This is a genomic window from Collinsella aerofaciens (assembly GCF_015555045.1).
Taxonomy (GTDB): Bacteria; Actinomycetota; Coriobacteriia; order Coriobacteriales; family Coriobacteriaceae; genus Collinsella; species Collinsella aerofaciens_W.
The window spans coordinates 12,360-27,157 of sequence record NZ_JADNJQ010000027.1 but is presented as its reverse complement, the minus strand read 5'-3'; the positions used below and the strand labels follow the sequence as shown (position 1 = coordinate 27,157).

The following is a 14,798-nucleotide window of genomic DNA, read 5'->3' as shown; positions in this document are numbered from 1 at the left end:
CCAATTGTTCAACAAATCTGGTAAGTGGTATCACCAACCACTGATTTAACGAACTCAACCAGTATATTTACATACCCGTTTAAAAAGCAGCTTTGGAAACGAATCGTTCAGGCAAAGATACTCAACCAAGCGGCGGTTCTCACAGAAATGGGGTTGTCTGCAGGCCCTCTCCCCTCTTATGCCAAAACCGTTCTTTCGGGCGACACAGACAATCGAGAAGGCGCAGCTGCCTCCGCGTACTTTAAAGCCCTCATTACCAATGGAACAAGACGCAACAGTATGCAGAGCTCCGCCCTCGATTATGGTTACAGCGTCCTGCGTGCAGGCATCGGAAGAGCAGCCGTTGGCGGTGGATGGCTCGTATCCCAGGGGCTTCACCATCACAGCGTTTACAACGCATTCAATCTCGTCGACGATCTTATTGAACCGTTCCGCCCTCTCGTCGATCTAATTGTTATGAGCTACGGCGTAGCAGAGCCTTTGGGCCAGCGCGACAAAGCGTTGCTCGCTCGCGTGTTTGAGCACGTCATGACTATCGACGGAAAACGTTGCGGCTGTCAGCAGTGCATAGAGACAACGCTCTCTTCACTCAGAACTGCCGTTCTCGAAAAGGATCCTAAGAGGCTGTTGTTGCCCGAGCTAAAAGGGCTCGAGATGGTAACTGTTGAATAGGGAGGAGCCATGAGGGTTATGAGGTTATTGGTTCTGTTCGATCTTCCAACGGGAAGCAAAGCCGAGCGTCGGCAGTATAGCGACTTTCGAAAGTTTCTGATTAACGACGGATACCATATGGAGCAGTTTTCGGTGTATTCGCGCCTGTTGGTGACTCGCGAATCCGCAGCGGCGCATATCGCTCGCCTTAAGCTGAATCTTCCAAGCGCTGGAGAGGTCACCGTTATCGAAATGACCGAAAAGCAATACGAAGACCGAATGGTCCTTCTGAGCGAGCACAAGGAGCAGCCCGTTGAGCAGGGCGCGCAGTTAACGCTTGTGTTTTGACGTTGCCGCCTCGCACGCGCTCGACCTTCCCGGTCTTGGACGGCTTGCGATGTTGGGCAGCGTGTTTGGCATGGTAGGTGGAGCTTTTGCCTGGTGTCTTGCCCACGCCAAGACCCTTGCGGCTCGACTGCTCCCCAACCCCTATGTGCGCATCGCCGTTATGGGTCTTATGCTGTCAGCGATTCTGCTCGCACCCATCCTTATTGGCTGCGAAGTCTTCGGCTTTGGCAATCTGCCGGCGTTCTTTATTGTCTGCGTCGTGGCTTACCTGATCAACATGGATAAGTCGATCTACGCCCTGCAGGAGCGAGCGTAGAAAGATGTCCAAGCAGGTGGTCTCAACCGGAAACGGCGTCCCACTCTGAGGCTGTATTCCGGGACACGGTTTCCGCTTGGAACGCCATTCGGAAAGCACATCCCGTTCTTTCACGGCGTCTTGGCTATGCAAAGTGCCCTGGCGTTACTCCTCGTACGCACCCTCGAGCCGCAGCAGCCACTCCTTGCGGTCAAGGCCGCCGGCATATCCGTTGAGCGATCCGTCGGCCGCCACCACGCGATGGCACGGCACGATAATCGAAATGGGATTACGTGCGACCGCAGCCCCCACCGCACGAGGAGACACAACGGGTGCCTCGTTTCCCGGTACACGATGTCGAGCGGCAACACGCTGGGCGATCTCGCCATACGTAGTGACCTCGCCGCGCGGAATAGAAAGCAGCTCAAACCAAACCTCGCGCTGAAACGCCGTACCAATCATATGCAACGGCGGCGTAAACCGAGGTTCCTGCCCTGCAAAATAAGCATTCAGCCAAGCCCAGGAACGCTCAAGCACCGAAGAGGCCGCGCCATTTGCCGGACTCACCGGCGACATGCCACCAGTACCGGAAACCGCATCGGCGCCTTCAACGTGCTCCGCATCTTCTTTGAGAAGCGTGGAGCCAAAGTGCTCCTGCCCCTCAAACCAAAGTCCCGTCAGACCGCGGCCATCAGCGGCAAGCAGGATTTCGCCCAAAGGCGAAGCAAACGTCGTCGTGACCACCAGCGGCTCCTTTCAAAACTCCGCACCATGATACCGCGAATTGTGCAGACAACCTGTCTGATACGCCCGGGCAGGCTCGTAATTGTTTAAGTGAGACCGCTTTTCCCAATCAAGCGAAGATGACGCGGGGGCTCGACGCCAAAGCGGTACCCATACCAGCTGAGCTCTAATACTTTTCCGGGGAAGTGAACGAGTAAAAACGAAGCCCCGGAGCATCCACACCTTTAGACCGCAAAACCGCAGGATTCGCGCAGCAAAACCGCAGGAAATAGCGGTCAGAATATGCCAATGCTTCGGGGGTCAAAATAAGGTCGTTCACTTCTCGGGAAAGTATTAGACCCCGATTCACCCCAACCCCAAAGTCACCCCAGGCAGCAGGCGCGACAACGCCGCGGCTGCCGTCACGGCCCGCAGTCACCTCAGGCAGCAGGCGCAGCGCGCCGCAGCTGCCGGCCGCACCCCACAGTCCCCAAAGGCGGCAGGCGCAAAGCGCCGAGGCCGCCGCCGGGACTAGGGCCCGCAACGACCACGTGCCCTCACATCAGCCCAGCGGCCCCAATCAACAACGGCCCCATCGCAGGCCGCGCGCAGCCAAGTCACCGCAGGCGGGGGCCAGGCTTAGTTTTCAGAACACTCCGCAGACCAGTGTGGCGCCTTGTCCGCGGCTCCGAAGGAGCAGGACAAGGCGCCACACATGGTCGAGGACGTTCTGAAAACTAAGCCCGGCCCCCGCCGGACAGGTCACACTACTCGCAGAGCAGCTTAGCGATCTGGACGGCGTTGGTTGCCGCGCCCTTACGGATTTGGTCGCCGCAGCACCAGAAGGTGATGCCACGCGCGGCCTCGGGGTTCGAGATGTCGCGGCGCACGCGACCGACCCAAATCAAATCCTGGTCGGACGTATCCATCGGCATGGGGAAACGGTCGTGCGCATCCTCGGCAGCCATATCGTCAACCAGCTTGACGCCGGGAGCGGCAGCCAGCGCAGCACGGGCCTCGTCAACCGTAATGTCGCGCTCAAACTCAAGCGTAATGCTCTCGGAGTGCGAGCGCAGCACGGGCACGCGCACGCAGGTGCAGTTCACGCGCAGCTCGGGCAGGTGCATGATCTTGCGGCCCTCGTTTTGCAGCTTCATCTCCTCGGAGGTAAAGCCCTCTTCCTTGACGCCGCCAATCTGCGGAATCAGGTTGCTCGCAAGCTGGGCGGCAAACGCGCGCGGCTCGGGAATCTCCTCGCCGCGGCCCAGGGCGGCCAGCTGGACCTCGAGCTCGGCCATACCGGGAGCGCCGGCACCCGAAGCCGCCTGATACGTCGAGACGATCATGCGCTTCACGCCGGCGAGCTGATGCAGCGGCCACGTGGGAACCAGGCCGATGATGGTCGCGCAGTTGGGATTGGCGATAAGGCCGTGATGCCACTTGATGTCGTCGGCATTGATCTCGGGCACGACCAGCGGCACCTCAGGATCCATGCGGAAGGCGTGGCTGTTGTCGACCACGACGGCGCCGCGCATGACGGCCTCGGGCAGTAGCTCCTTCGCGATGTCGTCGCCGGCGGCTCCAAGCACAATGTCACAGCCCTCAAAGGCCTCGGGACAAGCCTCTTCGATCACGATCTGCTCGCCGCGGAACTCAACGGTCTTACCCGCGGAGCGTGCACTTGCCAACAGTTTGAGCTTGCCGACCGGGAACTCCTGCTCATTGAGGCACTCGAGCATCTGGGTGCCCACGGCTCCCGTCGCGCCCAAAATAGCAACCGTGTACTGTTTCATGCTTCCCCCTTTAAAGGTTTTGGCTTTTGCCCGCACGCCGAGCAGGCTGATTATTGTTGCCAGTGTATACAAGAACGGGGCGGACACGAAACCCGCCCCGTCGAAACGAAACCGAAACGAAACGCCCCGCCGTAGATTTATGAGACATGATCCAAAAAATCTACCGAGCAGTCGCTACTTTTTGAGCGCAGCCAGGGTGGGATCGACCGGCGTGGGAGCCTCCAAGTCGGAGACCTTCACAATGCCGTTCTCGTCGGAGAAGGCACGGTAAATGGTCTGAATCGCCAGGTCGAAGTCTTTCTCCTCAACACCGATAATGATGTTGATCTCGTCGCAGCTCTGCGAAATCATGCGCACGCTCACGCCGGCCTGGCCAAGCATGCCAAACAGGTGGCCCGAGATACCCGCGCGGCCGCGCAGGTTACGACCGACGGTAGCGATGAGCGCCAAGCCCTCGACAACCTCGATCTCGAGCGGCTCGACCTCCTGCTGAATGTCGCTCACAAGCGAGTACAGCGAATCGTGAACGTCCTGCTCCTGCACCACGGCGCCAAAGCGGTCGACACCGGTGGGCATGTGCTCAACGGAAACGTCATAGCGCTCGAAGACCGAAAGCGCGCGGCGCATAAAGCCGACACGGGGCTTGGTGCGGTCGCGGGCCACATTGATGGCGACAAAGCCGCGTTTGCCGGTCACGCCGGTAATGATGGGCTCCGCCTCGCCCTCGTCAGCCGTCTCGCTAATGATGGTGCCGGGGTCCTGCGGCGCATTGGTGTTCTTGATGACCAGCGGAATGCCTGCCTCGCGCACGGGGAACACGGCCTCCTCGTGTAGGACGCTTGCGCCCATGTACGAAAGCTCGCGCAGCTCCTCGTAGGTAACGCGCGCAATGGGCTGAGCCTCGGGAACAATACGCGGATCGGCAGAATAGAAGCCCGAAACGTCGGTCCAGTTCTCGTACAGATCGGCGCCAAGGCACTTGGCCAGAATCGAGCCCGAAATATCGCCACCGCCACGATCAAGCAGCTTGATCTGGCCCTCACGCGTCGCGCCGTAGAAACCGGGCATAACAAAGCCGCCCTGCTGGCCGTACTCCTGCACCAGCTCGGAGGTGCGGTTCATGCTGAGCGTACCGTCGTGATGGAACGCCACAACCGTCGCGGCGTCCAGGAACGGCAGACCCAGGTACTCGGCCATCAGGCGAGCGGTGAAGTACTCGCCGCGGCTTACGAGCTCCTCAGTAGAGTAGCCACCGGAGCGAGCACGCTCGGCAAAGGCCGCAAACTCTTCGCGGATGGGATAGGTGAGCTCCAGCTCGTCAGCAATATCAAAGTAGCGCTGGCCAATGTCCTCGAGCAGCTCCTCACACGACACATGATACTTAACGTGAGCGTTAACCAGGTAGAGCAGGTCGGTCACCTTGGTGTCGCCCTTAAAGCGGCGACCGCAGGCGGAAACCACCACAAAACGGCGGGCCGGATCGGCATCGACGATGGCCTTGATCTTCTTGAAGTGTTCGGCGTCGGCGACCGACGAGCCGCCAAATTTGGCAATTTTTATCATGGCGTGGAGGTTACCTTTCTAAAAGCCTCTGCAAACCTGTTTTGCGCGCTCTGATACCATGGTTTCACCGATTGGGACCAAGGTATCCGAGGAGCACTGTTATATGGGAACTTATCATAGTACACGAGGACGCACTTTATCATGCTCAAGTAAGGTGGCAATCCGTACCGGCATCGCTCCCGACGGGGGTTTGTTTGTCTCGGACGAGCTTGGCACCCAGCAGGTCGATATCAGCTCGCTTGCTGATAAATCGTACTTTGAAATCGCTCAAAATGTGTTGGGAATGTTACTGAACGATTACACGGACGAAGAAATTTCGGCGTGTGTCGACGAGGCATACCGCGGCACGTTCGCGAGTGAAGAGGTCACGCCTCTCGTCAAGCTCGACGCAGCACCGGGCACCGACGCCCCTCAGACCTATGTGATGGAGCTCTTTGGCGGCCCCACGAGCGCCTTCAAGGACGTCGCCCTGCAGATGCTCCCCCGCCTGATGGCCCGCACCTCCGCCCAGGACGGCGGCGCCGAGCGCATCATGATCGTCACCGCCACGTCGGGCGACACGGGCAAGGCAGCACTCGCAGGCTTTGCCGACGCCCCGGGCACGGGCATCACCGTCTTTTATCCCGAGGGCAAAGTCAGCCGCGTGCAGAATCTGCAGATGTCCACTCAGGAGGGCGACAACGTCGCCGTCTGCGGCATCCGCGGCAACTTTGACGACGCCCAGAGCGCCGTCAAGCGCATCTTTGCCGATAAGGAGCTTGCCGAGCGTCTGGAGGCCGCTGGCACGGTGCTTTCGAGTGCCAACTCCATCAACGTCGGCCGTCTGGTACCGCAGGTCGTCTACTACTTTGCCGCTTATGCGCAGCTGTTGCGCGCCGGCGCCATCGAGGCCGGCGACGCCGTGGAGTTCTGCGTACCGACCGGCAACTTTGGCGATATCCTGGCCGGTTACTATGCCAAGCGCATGGGTCTGCCCGTCGCCAAGCTCATCGTCGCGAGCGACAAGAACAACGTGCTGGCTGACTTCCTGACCACCGGCGTCTACGACCGCAACCGCCCGTTCTTCACAACCATCTCGCCTTCGATGGACATCCTCATCAGCTCTAACCTGGAGCGCATGCTCTACTTCCTGTCCGATGGCGACTGCGAGCTCGTTGCCGGCCTTATGGAGCAGCTGGCACAGACTGGTCGCTACGAGGTTCCCACCGACCTGCTGGCAAAGATTCAGAGCGTCTTTGGCTGCGGCTGGGCCAGCGAGGACGAGGTCCGCGCCGCCATCAAGAGCTGCTGGGATGCAAACGGCTACGTGATCGACCCGCACACCGCTTGCGGCTATCACGTCTTTGAAAAGGTCGCTCCCGCCGAGGGCGCCAAGGCCCGCGTGCTGCTTTCGACCGCCAGCCCCTACAAGTTCCCGCGCGCCTGCTGCGACGCCCTGGGGCTCGACGTTCCCGAGGACGACTTTGAGGCTATGCGCGTGCTCGAGCACGCAACCAACACGGTTGCCCCGGTCCAGCTCGCCGAGCTCGAGGCCAAGCCCGTCCGCTTCGAAGACGTCTGCGACGTAGCCGACATGGCCAACTACGTGGAGCAGGCTGCAAATAAGATGGCCACCAACTAAACCCCTTATAAGGCGCCGGCGAAAGCCGGCGCACCTTCTTTTATCAGATACCCACCGGGATGATGACGAACGCACACAGCGTGCCTGGCTGTTTCGTTCGTCGCGAGTTCCGCACGAGCCGGAAAGCACTTAATGTGCTTTCCGAGCGAGCCAGGACTGCCCGAGCAGCGAACTAAACGGCCAGACCCGCCCAGGAGGACCCACATGATCAAAATCACCGTCCCAGCAACCAGCGCCAACCTAGGCATCGGCTACGACACCCTCGGCATGGCCGTCAGCCTCTACTCGCACTTCACCTTCGAGCGCGCCGACAAACTCATCATCACCGGATGCCCCGAGGAGTTCCAAAACGAGAACAACCTAGTCTACGTGAGCTTTGTGGATGCACTGGCCGCATGGGGCGAGCCGGCCTTCCCCGTCGCCATCGACATTCAGACTGACGTTCCCGTCGCCCGCGGTCTGGGCTCCAGCTCCACCTGCGTCGTCGCCGGCATTATGGCAGCCGCCGCGTTGACGGGCCACACCGTCGACCGCGCCGAGCTCGTCCGCATTGCCACCGAGGTCGAGGGCCATCCCGATAACGTCGCCCCCGCTATCCTGGGCGGCGCCGTCTGCTCCTTTACGCCGACCGATTCGCTCCCCCAGTGCCTGCGCTACGAGGTGAGCGATCGCTTGCGTTTTATTACCGTGATTCCACCCTACGAGGTACATACGAGCGAGGCACGCAAGGTTGTGCCGCAGGAGATTCCACTCTCCACCGCTGTGTGGCAGATGGGCCGCATCGCCGGCATGACGCGCGGCTTGGAGACTGGTGACCTGGACCTGATTGCCGCCGCTAATGACGACCGCATTCAAGAGCCCTATCGTCGCCGTCTGATTCCCGACTACAACGCCGTGCGCGACACCTGCCTTAACGGAGGCGCCAAGACCATCTGGATCAGCGGCTCGGGCTCGACCCTCATGGCCGTGACTGACGACACCATCGTGGCAAAGTTCCTACAGGTCAAGCTGCGTGAGCAGTTCCCTAAGTGTGATACGCATATTCTGACGTGCGACACCGAGGGCGCTCAAATCGAGTACCTGTAGACATCCTCCTCATATACCTGTCCGGGACGGTCGGGATATTCCCTCAAAATCGTCCTCGCGCATGAAGGCCCCTTGTCCTGCTCCTACGGAGCGACGGACAAGGGGCCTTCGCGCTGCGGAATGATTTTGAGGGAATATCCCGACCGTCCCTGCGCCTACCTTGCTGAGGATGTCTACAGGGACCCACGCTTTGAAGGGGCGCCGGGCTGAAATTATGGCCTTTTATTGGTAGGGGCTCTTGCTAGATTAGGGCACTTATTAGAGGCAGGCTTCGGCGATGCGGCGCTTGAGTTCGTCGATGCCCACGCCGGTTTGGGAGCTTGTGATGATTACGTTTTCGGCCGGGACGTTGAGCTGCTTTTTGATGGCTGCCGCTTGGCGGGCCTGCTGGGTGCGGCTGAGCTTGTCGGCCTTGGTGAGGCAGACGATAAAGTTGAACTCGTTGCCCTGCAGGTAGTCGATCATGTCATGGTCGAGCTTACTGGGGTCATGGCGAATGTCCACTAGCGACACAACCAAGTTAAAGCTGCGCTCGGAGTCGAAGAAGTCGCCGATGAGCTCGGCCCAGCGGTCGCGCTCGGCCTTGGAACGACGGGCGAAACCGTAGCCCGGCAGGTCCACAAAGTGCACGTCGTCGGCCTCGAAGAAATTGATGTTGCTCGTCTTGCCCGGCGTGCTCGAAACCTTCACCAGGTTCTTGCGGCCAAAGAGCTTGTTCATGATGGACGACTTGCCCACATTTGAGCGGCCAACGAAGCTCACCTCGGGACAGGTGGACTCGGGGATCTGCGAAACCTTGCCGTAGCTGGCGACGAACTTGGCAAGCTGGTAGTTAATGGAATCGGCCATGGACACTCCTTGGTCGTAGGATCTTGCAAAAAACGCGCTATTGCGCAGCGGCAATGCGTCGAACGATATCGAGCGTGATATCGCTTGCGGCACGCGCATACTCGAACAAATCGAACTCGCGGTCGCAAATCGCATCATACGCCTCGTCACAATTATCGCTGATAGCACGCAGCACCAGGCAATCGACACCATTTTTGGTTGCGACATGGGCAATTGCCGCGCCCTCCATGCCGACACAATCGGCATGCGTCGCCTCGATGGCATCATTGCGCATAGCGGCGCCCGTCACAAAGCGGTTACCCGTGGCAATCGTGCCGACCAGGAACTGCTTTGCGCCCTCGTTCGAAGCGGTCGCATTTGTCGAAGCATCAACAAACCCACGCTCAGCAAGCACATCGGCGGCAATATCGACCAGCGCAGGCGTCGAGACAAACTCCTCGAGCCCCGGTGCAGACTCGGCGATAAGCGCGGTATCGGTATCTAGATAGCGCAGGCATTTGCCAATGACGACATCGTCGATATGGAGCTTGGGATTCAGGCCACCTGCGATACCAGAAAACACAACTGCCTGTGGAGCATACTTGCTAATGAGGTGCTGTGTTGCGGCGGCAGCGTTTACCGTGCCCATACCCGCCGTCGTGGCGACAATCGACAGGCCGTCGAGCCCGCCGGTCACAACGTTCAAGCCCGCCTCCTGTACCATGCAAACGTTGCTCAACTCTTCCTTAATCTGCATGATCTCTTTTTCGAGCGCACCGATAATCGCGATGGTAGCCATGCCATTCCCCAAACCTATACGAAATTCTCAACCACGGTATGGTACCAGCATTTTGTTTGACCTCGTCAAACGAACACGTTAGGCCAGCGCAGCTCGCGTATCAAAGAATATCTTAGCAATCGCAGCCACCAGCTCACTCGAGCGATCACTCCATGGCATCGATGTCATGATGCTCATAATGTAGGTGTCGCCATCGACATCGATGAGGCCCGCATCGCATGTCGAATAGCAACCATCCTCGCTAATCCAGCCGGCCTTGTTGCGCACCAGGGCTTGGTCGTCCGCAATGCCGTCGCGGATAAAGGACCGGGTCGTAGAGGCCAGAAGATCCGATAGCCATTGCGACGTCTCGGTATCACGGCTCAAATACTCGCTCATCTCGCGCCACAACTTGGCCGAGGTGCGCGGGCAATAGGTGGGAAAATCACTCATCGGATCGAGTGCGGTATCGTAATCGATGCCAAGACTGGCAATCCAATCCTCGTAACCGACACGGTCAAACGCCGCGCGTAACGCAATAAACGAATCGTTGTCCGAATTAACGACCGCGGCATCGATCAGGTCGCGCACCGTCTGCCAACCCATGTTGTAGCCACCATAGGTGCCAAGGGAATCATCGAGTGAAACCTGACCCGTCTCGACCAGAGATTCGCAGATGTACAACGCATAGAGCGCCTTGTAGCTACTCGCACCGTAACCTCGACATCGGGGTTATACGTCACGCCCTTGCCGCTTGACAGGTCGTAGAACACCACACCCACATCGCCTAGCTCCTGCGCCCGACTCAGGGCATCCTGGAGCAAGGCAAGGCTCTCATCCTCCAAGGTAGGAGTCTTGTTATCCACCAACGAGAAGGTCTGAACGGTATCACCCGAAGGGATATCGTTGAAGTCCGCCTTCGAAAGTCTCGTCTTGAGATCTGCCGACGCTTTGGACTTTGAAACCTTCTCGTTTTGCGTCTGTACCGTTGACGCATCTGAGTGTGCCATTCGCTCCGACGCGTAGGTTTTGGCGGTAACTCCGAGGATAATAATCGCCAACGTTAGCATCCCAATGGCGGCAATCTTCGTCACGCGGATGCGAGCGTCAGCAAGGCCACGCGAAGGCGTGCCCTTCGTCTCATATCTGCTGCTATGCTGCGGCACATACTCGTCCCGCGATGCGTTGTTTCGCACGTGGTCTCCTGACTGCTACCGTTCATATACGAGCAGCATAATACCGAGCAGGCATTTCTTTCCAAAGATATTCAGCGGCGTTTAAGGCGTCTTTAAAGAAACCACAAGCGTATTTATCCAAATGGCGCGATTCTGTTGCGCATCTCCGCCCAAAACGCAGTTGCGGTGGAATAGTTCCTATTTGGGCGGCATAAGCCGAAAAACAAGAACTATCCCACCGCAACTTGACGGGGCTCTTTAGCAATCAACTAGGTGCCCGGGGGCGCTCATTTAAGTCTGTCCCCAATGAGTGCCCTTGGGGGCGAAAATGGATCGCTAGCCGATGGCGTTTTTGAGTTCCGTGCGGCGCTTTTTCATGCCGGTCATAACGGCATTGCGCAGCTCGGGCATGCGCGCGGTATCCATCTGGAGCACGCCCTCAAGCTTATAGGGAATGCCCAGTTGCTCGTACTTGACGACGCCCATCGTGTGATACGGCAGCATTTCCAAGCCCACCACGTTATGCCACGGGGCAATCAGGCGACCGAGTGCCTCGCACTCCTCCACCGTGTCGGTAATGCCCGGCACCACCACGTGACGGATAACGACCTTGATCCTGCGACGCGCCAGCTCATCGCCAAACGCCAGAATACGTGCAGGATCGCAACCGGTCAGCTTTTTATGCTCAACCGGATCGGCGTGCTTAATGTCGAGCAGCACCATGTCGGTCTCGTTGAGGACAGCATCGAACTTCTCGGGGTGGTTGGGATCAAACGCATATCCGCAGCTGTCAAGGCAGGTATGCACGCGACCATCGGGATTGCTGTGCATTGCACGGAACAGATCGGCCAAAAAGTCGGGCTGCAGGAGCGGCTCGCCACCCGAAACCGTAATTCCGCCGCTGCGGTAAAACTCATGGTTACTCTGGAACTCGTCCATCAGGTGCTCGACAGTCACCATGGTGCCGCCGTTAACAGACCAAGTATCGGGATTGTGGCAATACGCGCAGCGCATGGGACAGCCTTGGACAAACACTACGAAGCGGATGCCGGGACCGTCGACCGTACCCATCGTCTCAATCGAATGCACGCGGCCCAGGGCAAACGCGGAGTCCTCAGGACGAGCGTCCACACCCTCGAGTGTCATCTCAGCCATTCCCGCTACCTTGCCTCTCTTTGGTTTTAGTTACATAAATATCAGAGCCATTCTAGCCCATACGCTTGCGTTTAAACGTCTCGGGCCAGAGTGGCATGCTTTAATCTGCCCCCTACCGCCATGGCAGGGACTTATATCGATCATATGGCTGCCGAGCACTCGCAAAAGCGAGAAAATGTTCGTCTGCAGCCTTTACGCCTTGAGCGTGAGCACCGCGCCGAAGGCGGTCGGGCCGCAATGGCTCGAGATGACGCCGCCGACCTGAGTCCAGGTAATGTCCTTAAAGCCCAGGTCGTGCGCATAGACTTCCATGTCGTCGCGCAGCTCCTGGGAAAGGCCTACCGAATACGCCAGGCCAATGTGCGAGTAGTCAATCTCGCCCTTCGCAACCATGTGGTCAATAAAGGCGCGGGCGCACTTGAGCATAGAGCCGCGGAACTTCTTGGTCGCCACAAACTTACCGCCCGTTACCTCAATGCAGGGCTTAATCTTGAGCAGGTGGGCGCCAAGGAATGCCACGTTGGACAGACGACCGCCCGCCTTAAGGAAGGCTAGGTCGGTAGGAACAAAGCCCAGCAGCACACGGTCCATGACGGAATTCGTAAATGCAAAGATCTCGTCGACGGTGGCATCGGGGTGAGCCTCGATGTATTTGGCGGTCTCGACGACAACGAGCGACTGGCCCACCGAGACAAAACGCGTGTCCATGGAGAACACGTAGTCGCGCCCCTGGGCCGCAATCTTGGAGGATTGATGCGAGCAGGTCGTGGCCTCGGAGTACGCAAGATGCAGAATGGTCGCATCGGGCTGCTCGGCATGGATACGGTCGTACACGTGAGCAAAATCCGCAGGCGCGCAGCCGCTGGTCTTGGGCATTACGCCAAACTCGTTGCAGCGCGAATAAATCTCGAGCGGATCGATCGAGCCGTCCTCGACAGTCTCGTCACCAATCGTGACATGCATAGGCACGCGCACGATGCCGTAGCGTTCGCAGAGCTCTGGCGTCACATCCGAACCAGATTCAACCACGATTACGTACTTGCCCATTATCATCACGACCCATCTCGACGTTGGCTTTTTAATATGTGACGCACGTCCACCGTCCTGCTACACAACGGCCTCCAAGCGCCAAAGAGACGCCGTCCCTTGCACACAACAAAGGACAGCGTCTCCCTGGAAAACTCCGTGCTTATCTAGGATTCTACACGGTTTATTAAGGAGGGTTACTTATTCCGCAAACGGTCGTTATATGCGGTAAGCGGTAGTTGGCCGCGACAACTGCGACACATTCCGTCCAGTAAATCCAATCGTGCTCCACGCACGGTTAATGCACGAGGCGGTAGAAATTCATCGATGCCGCACCCTCGGCGTGCAGCTCCATCGCCGGAACCGCCGGCGAATAGGTACGGCTCGTAAGTGCCGCCTCGCCGCCATTTGCAAAAATCTCGACCATCGTAGTGTCCGAAAGCACGCGTAGGTCGCGAAGCTCGCCGAGCTCAATCGACCTCTGGTCGCGCCCATAGCCTTCGTCACCCATATCGAGGGTAAGCATCCCGTCCGTATAACGCACAAAGACACCCTTGCGGATTTCGAGCTCGACCATCTTGGCGCCCTCACAGGAAACCACAAGATCAAACAGGCGGCCCGGCTCCTCAACGGTTTCACCGCCTGTCGCGCGAACGCAGTCGCCGCGCATCCTCTCAATCTCGTGCGCCGGCTGCTGGCAGAGCTTACCATCGCGCATGCTCAGCTCTCGCGGCACCGTCAACGCGCACTGCCACCCGCGCGCCACCGTCGGGTTTTCCGCCGTCGAATCGGGGCAACCCGACCATCCGATCATCAAACGCCGGCCTGCAGCATCCTCAAAGGACTGCGGAGCATAGAAATCAAAACCGGCATCGACCATCGGGGGCATGCCCTGCCCGGTGATCTTAAAACTCGGCGCCTCCCAATCGGCCTCGATAGGGAACCACACGCACTGATGCGGATTGCGGTAACGCCAACCATCGGCAGGCACACCCTGCGGGCAGCAAACGAGAATAAGCTCGCCATCAAGCTCAAACAGATCAGGGCACTCCCACATAAAGCCAAACTTCTCGCCCAGCTCAATGCGCGTCGCATAGCTCCAGACCCCTAAATCACGCGAAGTATAGACAAGCACGCAGCCACGGTCGTCTTTCGTACGAGCGCCCAGAACCATGTAGTAGATACCATCGTGCTCAAGGATCTTGGGGTCGCGCACGTGTGTACCGATATCGTCGGGGTAATCGACTGGTCCAACAGCCATGCGCTTCTCGCCCAATTCGTCGGGATTCTCGGCAACCATATGAATCTGGTTTTGCTCACGGCCCGTCAACACGTAGTCGTAATCATCGCGGTCAAAATGCTTGACGTTGCCGGTATAGAAGTAGTGAATCTTGCCATCACGTACAAAGGCAGAACCAGAATACGCTCCGCTCGAATCCAAATCGGAATCGGGGAACAGCACGGGGCCGTGATTCTCGTACGTCACAAAATCCTTTGTCGTCAGATGGTTCCAAAGCACTGGACCGCCATGCGCAGCATCGAACGGATCGTATTGATGATAGATGTGATACATATCACCAATCTGAACCAAACCGTTGGGGTCGTTGAGCCAGCCAAGCTCAGGCTCCACATGGAACAGAAGCCTATCGGGGTCGGACGCGATGCGAGCCGCCGTCTCATCCTGTCCGACACGCCACTGCTCATAGTCCGCGCGTGTCACCTTGTTTTTTTGATTTAACATCGCCGTTGACTTTCT

General features: G+C 58.4%; 13 protein-coding genes and 1 pseudogene. 5 read left to right on the top strand and 9 right to left on the bottom strand.

Annotated features, from left to right (window positions below; all coding sequences use genetic code 11):
* Positions 1 to 24 precede the first annotated feature (24 nt).
* From cas1 to I2E45_RS08510, 3 genes are read left to right on the top strand one after another with little or no spacing between them, the layout of a single operon-like run.
* Positions 25 to 672, top strand: coding sequence for a type II CRISPR-associated endonuclease Cas1 (gene cas1 / locus I2E45_RS08520; RefSeq protein WP_195445653.1), 648 nt, complete (start codon positions 25 to 27; stop codon positions 670 to 672).
* Between the two features lie 9 nt (positions 673 to 681).
* Positions 682 to 999 carry a CRISPR-associated endonuclease Cas2 gene (gene cas2 / locus I2E45_RS08515; RefSeq protein ID WP_195445652.1) on the top strand — a complete coding sequence of 106 codons (318 nt, stop codon included), beginning with the start codon at positions 682 to 684 and terminating at the stop codon, positions 997 to 999.
* 49 nt (positions 1,000 to 1,048) lie between these two features.
* Positions 1,049 to 1,315 (top strand): hypothetical protein, encoded by a 267-nt coding sequence (locus I2E45_RS08510; RefSeq protein WP_195445650.1) that lies wholly within the window; start codon positions 1,049 to 1,051, stop codon positions 1,313 to 1,315.
* 144 nt (positions 1,316 to 1,459) lie between these two features.
* On the opposite strand, the gene I2E45_RS08505 is transcribed toward I2E45_RS08510, so the two are convergent.
* From I2E45_RS08505 to I2E45_RS08495, 3 genes are all read right to left on the bottom strand, one after another.
* Entirely contained in the window at positions 1,460 to 2,038 is a 579-nt protein-coding gene (locus tag I2E45_RS08505; protein ID WP_271742300.1) for a methylated-DNA--[protein]-cysteine S-methyltransferase, read from the bottom strand.
* A 746-nt stretch (positions 2,039 to 2,784) separates the two neighbouring features.
* Positions 2,785 to 3,810 (bottom strand): aspartate-semialdehyde dehydrogenase, encoded by a 1,026-nt coding sequence (locus I2E45_RS08500; RefSeq protein ID WP_195445648.1) that lies wholly within the window; start codon positions 3,808 to 3,810, stop codon positions 2,785 to 2,787.
* 174 nt (positions 3,811 to 3,984) lie between these two features.
* A complete protein-coding gene (locus I2E45_RS08495) occupies positions 3,985 to 5,373 on the bottom strand; it encodes an aspartate kinase (protein ID WP_195445646.1) in 1,389 nt (462 codons plus the stop codon).
* 103 nt (positions 5,374 to 5,476) lie between these two features.
* Between I2E45_RS08495 and thrC the strand changes: the two genes are divergently transcribed.
* Entirely contained in the window at positions 5,477 to 6,994 is a 1,518-nt protein-coding gene (thrC, locus tag I2E45_RS08490; RefSeq protein WP_195445644.1) for a threonine synthase, read from the top strand.
* Positions 6,995 to 7,198: 204 nt separating this feature from the next.
* On the top strand, positions 7,199 to 8,080 hold the full coding sequence (thrB, locus tag I2E45_RS08485) for a homoserine kinase (RefSeq protein WP_195445642.1): 882 nt from the start codon (positions 7,199 to 7,201) through the stop codon (positions 8,078 to 8,080).
* Positions 8,081 to 8,338: 258 nt separating this feature from the next.
* Here thrB and yihA read toward each other — a convergent pair whose 3' ends face one another.
* The 6 genes and pseudogenes from yihA to I2E45_RS08455 form a co-directional block, all read right to left on the bottom strand.
* A complete protein-coding gene (gene yihA / locus I2E45_RS08480; RefSeq protein ID WP_089572350.1) occupies positions 8,339 to 8,929 on the bottom strand; it encodes a ribosome biogenesis GTP-binding protein YihA/YsxC in 591 nt (196 codons plus the stop codon).
* A gap of 37 nt (positions 8,930 to 8,966) precedes the next feature.
* Positions 8,967 to 9,707: a 5'-methylthioadenosine/S-adenosylhomocysteine nucleosidase gene (mtnN, locus tag I2E45_RS08475; RefSeq protein WP_195445641.1), complete on the bottom strand. Its 741-nt coding sequence runs from the start codon at positions 9,705 to 9,707 to the stop codon at positions 8,967 to 8,969.
* A 78-nt stretch (positions 9,708 to 9,785) separates the two neighbouring features.
* Positions 9,786 to 10,385: pseudogene (locus I2E45_RS08470) on the bottom strand (serine hydrolase); the annotation flags it as partial.
* Between the two features lie 812 nt (positions 10,386 to 11,197).
* Positions 11,198 to 12,016, bottom strand: coding sequence for a pyruvate formate-lyase-activating protein (pflA, locus tag I2E45_RS08465; protein WP_195445637.1), 819 nt, complete (start codon positions 12,014 to 12,016; stop codon positions 11,198 to 11,200).
* 192 nt (positions 12,017 to 12,208) lie between these two features.
* Positions 12,209 to 13,063 carry a DegV family protein gene (locus tag I2E45_RS08460; protein ID WP_195445635.1) on the bottom strand — a complete coding sequence of 285 codons (855 nt, stop codon included), beginning with the start codon at positions 13,061 to 13,063 and terminating at the stop codon, positions 12,209 to 12,211.
* A gap of 277 nt (positions 13,064 to 13,340) precedes the next feature.
* The gene (locus I2E45_RS08455; RefSeq protein ID WP_195445634.1) at positions 13,341 to 14,783 is read right to left on the bottom strand and encodes a glycoside hydrolase family 32 protein; all 1,443 of its coding nucleotides are present in this window, start codon (positions 14,781 to 14,783) and stop codon (positions 13,341 to 13,343) included.
* Between the last annotated feature and the right edge of the window lie 15 nt (positions 14,784 to 14,798).

What these genes read in the sequence shown, in the direction of transcription:
- pflA (WP_195445637.1), bottom strand. Translation starts at nt 12,016, where the DNA reads ATGGCTGAGATGACACTCGAGGGTGTGGACGCTCGTCCTGAGGACTCC.
- yihA (WP_089572350.1), bottom strand. Translation starts at nt 8,929, where the DNA reads ATGGCCGATTCCATTAACTACCAGCTTGCCAAGTTCGTCGCCAGCTAC.
- I2E45_RS08460 (WP_195445635.1), bottom strand. Translation starts at nt 13,063, where the DNA reads ATGGGCAAGTACGTAATCGTGGTTGAATCTGGTTCGGATGTGACGCCA.
- I2E45_RS08510 (WP_195445650.1), top strand. Translation starts at nt 1,049, where the DNA reads ATGTTGGGCAGCGTGTTTGGCATGGTAGGTGGAGCTTTTGCCTGGTGT.
- I2E45_RS08455 (WP_195445634.1), bottom strand. Translation starts at nt 14,783, where the DNA reads ATGTTAAATCAAAAAAACAAGGTGACACGCGCGGACTATGAGCAGTGG.
- I2E45_RS08495 (WP_195445646.1), bottom strand. Translation starts at nt 5,373, where the DNA reads ATGATAAAAATTGCCAAATTTGGCGGCTCGTCGGTCGCCGACGCCGAA.
- I2E45_RS08500 (WP_195445648.1), bottom strand. Translation starts at nt 3,810, where the DNA reads ATGAAACAGTACACGGTTGCTATTTTGGGCGCGACGGGAGCCGTGGGC.
- cas2 (WP_195445652.1), top strand. Translation starts at nt 682, where the DNA reads ATGAGGGTTATGAGGTTATTGGTTCTGTTCGATCTTCCAACGGGAAGC.
- thrC (WP_195445644.1), top strand. Translation starts at nt 5,477, where the DNA reads ATGGGAACTTATCATAGTACACGAGGACGCACTTTATCATGCTCAAGT.
- thrB (WP_195445642.1), top strand. Translation starts at nt 7,199, where the DNA reads ATGATCAAAATCACCGTCCCAGCAACCAGCGCCAACCTAGGCATCGGC.
- mtnN (WP_195445641.1), bottom strand. Translation starts at nt 9,707, where the DNA reads ATGGCTACCATCGCGATTATCGGTGCGCTCGAAAAAGAGATCATGCAG.